The organism is Enterobacter sp. 22499 (assembly GCF_052044815.1).
Classification (GTDB): Bacteria; Pseudomonadota; Gammaproteobacteria; order Enterobacterales; family Enterobacteriaceae; genus Enterobacter; species Enterobacter bugandensis.
The window spans coordinates 372,530-378,592 of sequence record NZ_JBQENR010000004.1; the positions used below are offsets into that span (position 1 = coordinate 372,530).

3 protein-coding genes, 1 rRNA gene and 1 riboswitch are annotated in these 6,063 nt (G+C 54.3%); of the genes, 3 read left to right on the plus strand and 1 reads right to left on the minus strand.

Annotated elements, in window-relative coordinates:
• Positions 1 to 28: 28 nt before the first annotated feature.
• Positions 29 to 1,129 carry a tRNA (uridine(54)-C5)-methyltransferase TrmA gene (gene trmA / locus ACTJI7_RS15220; protein ID WP_440670937.1) on the minus strand — a complete coding sequence of 367 codons (1,101 nt, stop codon included), beginning with the start codon at positions 1,127 to 1,129 and terminating at the stop codon, positions 29 to 31.
• A gap of 104 nt (positions 1,130 to 1,233) precedes the next feature.
• A riboswitch (cobalamin riboswitch) is annotated at positions 1,234 to 1,409 on the plus strand.
• A 66-nt stretch (positions 1,410 to 1,475) separates the two neighbouring features.
• Between trmA and btuB the strand changes: the two genes are divergently transcribed.
• From btuB to ACTJI7_RS15235, 3 genes are all read left to right on the plus strand, one after another.
• A complete protein-coding gene (gene btuB / locus ACTJI7_RS15225) occupies positions 1,476 to 3,323 on the plus strand; it encodes a TonB-dependent vitamin B12 receptor BtuB (protein WP_440670935.1) in 1,848 nt (615 codons plus the stop codon).
• Positions 3,268 to 4,119 (plus strand): glutamate racemase, encoded by an 852-nt coding sequence (gene murI, locus ACTJI7_RS15230; protein WP_440670933.1) that lies wholly within the window; start codon positions 3,268 to 3,270, stop codon positions 4,117 to 4,119. The genes btuB and murI overlap by 56 nt, the downstream gene beginning before the upstream one ends.
• 384 nt (positions 4,120 to 4,503) lie before the next feature.
• A 16S ribosomal RNA gene (locus ACTJI7_RS15235) occupies positions 4,504 to 6,043 on the plus strand.
• Positions 6,044 to 6,063 lie beyond the last annotated feature (20 nt).

The following is a 6,063-nucleotide window of genomic DNA, read 5'->3' on the forward strand; positions in this document are numbered from 1 at the left end:
AGCGCCACCTGCCAAAAACGCCGGCTAGTTACTTCGCCGTGAGCAGTACACCGCACTCCATATGGTGCGTATACGGGAACTGATCGAACAGCGCCAGACGTTCAACCTTGTGCGTCTGGCTTAATGTTTCCAGATTCTTGCACAGCGTCTCCGGGTTACAGGAGATGTACAAAATACGCGGGTACGCCTGCACCATCTTTTCGGTTTCGCTGTCCAGGCCGCTGCGCGGCGGGTCGACAAAAATCGTCTCACACTGATAGCTCTTCAAATCGATCCCTTCCAGGCGGTTAAACTGGCGTACACCGTTCATGGCCTGGGTGAACTCTTCTGCCGCCATGCGAATGATCTGCACGTTATCGATATGGTTAGCGGCGATGTTGTACTGCGCGGCCGCTACCGACGGCTTGGCGATTTCCGTTGCCAGCACGCGTTCGAAGTTACGCGCCAGCGCCAGCGAGAAGTTGCCGTTACCGCAGTACAGCTCAAGCAGATCGCCCTTAGACCCTTCCGTCGCCTTCAGCGCCCACTCCAGCATCTGCACGTTCATCGCGGCATTCGGCTGGGTGAAGCTGTTTTCCACCTGACGGTAAACCATCTCTTTACCTGCCACCGGCAGACGCTCGTCGACGTAATCCTGATCCAGCATGATTTTGGTTTTGGTCGCGCGGCCAATCAGGTGCACGTTGATGTTCTGCGCACGCAGCGCATTGCGCAGGGCTTCGGCCTGCTCGCGCCATTCGTCGGTCAGCGCTTTGTGGTACAGCAGAGAGACAATCGCCTGATTGCTTTGCGTGGTCAGATAGTCAATCTGGAACAGCTTGTGGCGCAGCACCGGATTGTTGCGCACGCCTTCAATGATCAGCGTCATCAGCTGGTTGATAAGCTCGCTCGCTGCCGGGAAGCTGTCCACGCGAATGCGTGATTTGGTCTGCTGATCGAAAATGATGTGGTACAGGTCGTCGCCGTCATGCCAGATGCGGAACTCGGCGCGCATGCGGTAGTGGCTGACAGGGGAGCGGAACACCTCGGGAACGGGCGCGTTGAAAGGCGTCATCATACTTTGCAGGCGGACAACTTTCTCGGCCAGCTGCGCGTCGTACTGTTCTGTCGGGAGGTGTTCTGGGGTCATGATGCGTCCTGAGTGATAAAGAATTACGCGGGGATTGTAGGGATTGTTCAGGGGATGTCCAGATTTAATGGCCAATAGCTGTCTGGACATCTATACGTGTCTAATTGTAGCATTCTGTTTCCGGTCTCCTGAGAGTGAAAAGGGAATCCAGTGAAAATCTGGAGCTGACGCGCAGCGGTAAAGACTGGCGGGATGAGAGCTGTAGACACTGTGAAAATGGGAAGTCTTCATCCGTATAACGCCACCTAGCCCGAAGACCTGCCGGGATCACGTCGCATTTGGTTTCATCATCGCGTGCTATAGATGAGGCCTGCGGCATCCTTCTTATATTGTGGATGCTTTAACAATGATTAAAAAAGTATCGCTGTTGACGGCGCTGTCCGTCACGGCATTTTCGGGCTGGGCGCAGGATAGCGCTGACTCGTTGGTGGTGACGGCAAATCGTTTTGAACAACCTGAAAAAACTATTCTGGCAGCAACGTCGGTGGTTACGCGTGCCGATATTGACCGCTGGCAGTCAACCTCGGTGCTGGACGTTATGCGTCGCCTGCCCGGCGTGGACACGGCGCAAAGTGGCGGGATGGGGCAACTCTCTTCTCTCTTTATCCGTGGCACCAACTCCAGCCACGTCCTGATTCTCGTTGACGGCATCCGCCTTAACCAGGCGGGCGTCACGGGGTCGTCCGATCTCAGCCAGTTCCCGATCTCCCTGGTGCAGCGTATCGAATATGTGCGTGGACCGCGTTCGGCGGTATACGGCTCGGATGCGATTGGCGGTGTAGTCAACATTATTACCACTCGCGCGAAGGACGGTACGACGCTGAATGCCGGCGTAGGGTCGCACGGTTACCAGAATTATGGCGGCAGTACCCAGCAAACGCTGGGCGACAGCACGCGCGTCACGCTGGCGGGGGATTACACCTATACCAAAGGTTTCGATGTGGTTGCGGACGGCAACAATGGTGGCCTTGCCCAGACCGATCGCGACGGCTTTATGAATAAAACACTCTACGGCGCACTGGAGCACGCATTCTCAGACCAGTGGAGCGGATTTGTTCGCGGCTTTGGCTACAGCAACCGTACGGCCTATGACGGTTACTACAGCTCATTTACCCCTGACGTTCTGGTCGATACCCGCCAGCTCTATAGCCAAACCTGGGACGCAGGACTACGCTTCAACGAGGATATATTCCATTCACAGCTGCTCACCAGCTATAGCCACAGCAAAGACTATAACTACGACCCTAATTTGGGCCGTTACGATTCGACGGCCACGCTGGATGAAATCAAACAGTACAACGTTCAGTGGCTCAACTCCGTTGATGTGGGGCACGGGAACATTGGTGCGGGCGTTGACTGGCAGAAGCAGAGCACCGAGCCGGGTACAAACTACGTGACCAACGGCTACGACCTGCGTAACACCGGCGTCTACCTGACCGGGCTGCAGCAGCTGGGCGATTTCACTCTGGAAGGGGCGGTTCGCAGCGATGACAACTCTCAGTTTGGTCGCCATGGCACCTGGCAAAGCAGTGTAGCGTGGGAGTTCGTGGACGGTTACCGCTTCATTGCTTCTTATGGTACGGCCTATAAGGCCCCGAATCTGGGTCAACTCTATGGCTTCTATGGCAATGACCATCTTGATCCAGAAGAGAGCAAGCAATGGGAAGGGGCGTTTGAAGGCCTGACGGCAGGCGTGAGCTGGCGCGTGTCTGGCTATCGTAATGACGTTGATAATCTCATCGACTTCAATAATAACCTTCAGGAATATTACAACGTCGGCAAAGCACGCATTAAGGGTGTGGAAGCGACGGCGTCGTTTGATACAGGTCCGTTGACGCATACCGTTGGCTACGACTATGTGGATGCCCGCAATGCGGCGACCAACGAACTTCTGGACCGTCGTGCTAAGCAGCAGGTGAAATATCAGCTCGATACGCAGATCTATGATTTCGACTGGAGCCTGACGTATCACTATCTCGGCACGCGTTACGACACTGATTTTGGTTCTTATCCGTCAGAAAAAGTGAAAATGGGCGGTGTGAGCCTGTGGGATGTCGCAGTTTCATATCCGGTCACCTCACACCTCACAGTTCGTGGTAAAATAGCCAACCTGTTCGATAAAGATTACGAGACAGTTTATGGCTACCAAACTGCAGGACGGGAATACACCTTGTCTGGCAGCTACACCTTCTAATCCGCGCCCTACCGTGCTGGTGTTTGATTCCGGCGTCGGTGGGCTTTCGGTCTACGATGAGATTCGGCATCTCCTGCCGGATCTCCATTACATCTACGCCTTCGATAACGTCGCTTTTCCGTATGGGGAGAAGAGTGAGGACTTTATCGTTGAGCGCGTGGTTGAAATCGTCACCGCGGTACAAAAGCGCTATCCCCTTGCGCTGGCGGTCATTGCCTGTAATACGGCGAGCACCGTTTCTCTTCCCGCCCTGCGTGAGAAATTCCAGTTCCCGGTTGTGGGCGTTGTTCCTGCCATAAAGCCTGCCGCGCGCCTGACGGCGAACGGTATCGTGGGCTTGCTGGCCACGCGTGGCACGGTGAAGCGTCCTTATACCCGCGAGCTGATCGACCGTTTTGCTAACGAATGCCAGATTGCAATGCTTGGCTCCGCAGAGCTGGTGGAGATGGCGGAAGCGAAACTGCACGGCGAGACGGTATCGCTCGAAGAGCTGCGTCGTATTCTTCGTCCGTGGCTGCGGATGCCCGAACCACCGGATACGGTTGTGCTGGGCTGCACCCACTTCCCTCTCTTGCAGGAAGAGCTATTAGAAGTGCTTCCGGAGGGGACGCGGCTGGTGGATTCTGGTGCGGCGATCGCCCGTCGTACGGCCTGGCTGCTGGAGCATGAAGCGCCGAATGCGAAATCTACCGATGCAAATATCGCATTTTGCATGGCTATCACGAAAGAGACTGAGCAACTTTTACCCGTTTTACGCCGTTATGGCTTTGAAACGCTCGAAAAACTGGCGCTGTAGCACGGTTTTGAGCAAAAAAGAGACGGTTGAAAGTTTTTTTTTAAAAGAGGGGTTGTCAACGTCTGAGAACTCCCTATAATGCGCCTCCACTGACACGGAACAACGGCTTACAGGCCGCCGGGTTAGCGGGGTTCAGAGATGAACGCCAACAGAGAAAAGTGAAAATAATCGCTTGACTCTGAATGAGGAAAACGTAATATACGGGACCTCGCAACGGTGAGCTGAAAGCCGCGTTGCAACTGCTCTTTAACAATTTATCAGACAATCTGTGTGGGCACTCAAAGTGACATGGATTCTTAACGTCCTCGGACGAAAAATGAATACCAAGTCTCTGAGTGAACATACGTAATTCATTACGAAGTTTAATTCACGAGCATCAAACTTAAATTGAAGAGTTTGATCATGGCTCAGATTGAACGCTGGCGGCAGGCCTAACACATGCAAGTCGAACGGTAGCACAGAGAGCTTGCTCTCGGGTGACGAGTGGCGGACGGGTGAGTAATGTCTGGGAAACTGCCTGATGGAGGGGGATAACTACTGGAAACGGTAGCTAATACCGCATAACGTCGCAAGACCAAAGAGGGGGACCTTCGGGCCTCTTGCCATCAGATGTGCCCAGATGGGATTAGCTAGTAGGTGGGGTAACGGCTCACCTAGGCGACGATCCCTAGCTGGTCTGAGAGGATGACCAGCCACACTGGAACTGAGACACGGTCCAGACTCCTACGGGAGGCAGCAGTGGGGAATATTGCACAATGGGCGCAAGCCTGATGCAGCCATGCCGCGTGTATGAAGAAGGCCTTCGGGTTGTAAAGTACTTTCAGCGGGGAGGAAGGTGTTGAGGTTAATAACCTCAGCAATTGACGTTACCCGCAGAAGAAGCACCGGCTAACTCCGTGCCAGCAGCCGCGGTAATACGGAGGGTGCAAGCGTTAATCGGAATTACTGGGCGTAAAGCGCACGCAGGCGGTCTGTCAAGTCGGATGTGAAATCCCCGGGCTCAACCTGGGAACTGCATTCGAAACTGGCAGGCTAGAGTCTTGTAGAGGGGGGTAGAATTCCAGGTGTAGCGGTGAAATGCGTAGAGATCTGGAGGAATACCGGTGGCGAAGGCGGCCCCCTGGACAAAGACTGACGCTCAGGTGCGAAAGCGTGGGGAGCAAACAGGATTAGATACCCTGGTAGTCCACGCCGTAAACGATGTCGACTTGGAGGTTGTGCCCTTGAGGCGTGGCTTCCGGAGCTAACGCGTTAAGTCGACCGCCTGGGGAGTACGGCCGCAAGGTTAAAACTCAAATGAATTGACGGGGGCCCGCACAAGCGGTGGAGCATGTGGTTTAATTCGATGCAACGCGAAGAACCTTACCTACTCTTGACATCCAGAGAACTTAGCAGAGATGCTTTGGTGCCTTCGGGAACTCTGAGACAGGTGCTGCATGGCTGTCGTCAGCTCGTGTTGTGAAATGTTGGGTTAAGTCCCGCAACGAGCGCAACCCTTATCCTTTGTTGCCAGCGGTTAGGCCGGGAACTCAAAGGAGACTGCCAGTGATAAACTGGAGGAAGGTGGGGATGACGTCAAGTCATCATGGCCCTTACGAGTAGGGCTACACACGTGCTACAATGGCGCATACAAAGAGAAGCGACCTCGCGAGAGCAAGCGGACCTCATAAAGTGCGTCGTAGTCCGGATTGGAGTCTGCAACTCGACTCCATGAAGTCGGAATCGCTAGTAATCGTGGATCAGAATGCCACGGTGAATACGTTCCCGGGCCTTGTACACACCGCCCGTCACACCATGGGAGTGGGTTGCAAAAGAAGTAGGTAGCTTAACCTTCGGGAGGGCGCTTACCACTTTGTGATTCATGACTGGGGTGAAGTCGTAACAAGGTAACCGTAGGGGAACCTGCGGTTGGATCACCTCCTTACCTTAAAGAACCTGCCTTTG

Coding starts and splice junctions, on each gene's coding strand:
- trmA (WP_440670937.1), bottom strand. CDS start 1,129: ATGACCCCAGAACACCTCCCGACAGAACAGTACGACGCGCAGCTGGCC.
- btuB (WP_440670935.1), top strand. CDS start 1,476: ATGATTAAAAAAGTATCGCTGTTGACGGCGCTGTCCGTCACGGCATTT.
- murI (WP_440670933.1), top strand. CDS start 3,268: ATGGCTACCAAACTGCAGGACGGGAATACACCTTGTCTGGCAGCTACA.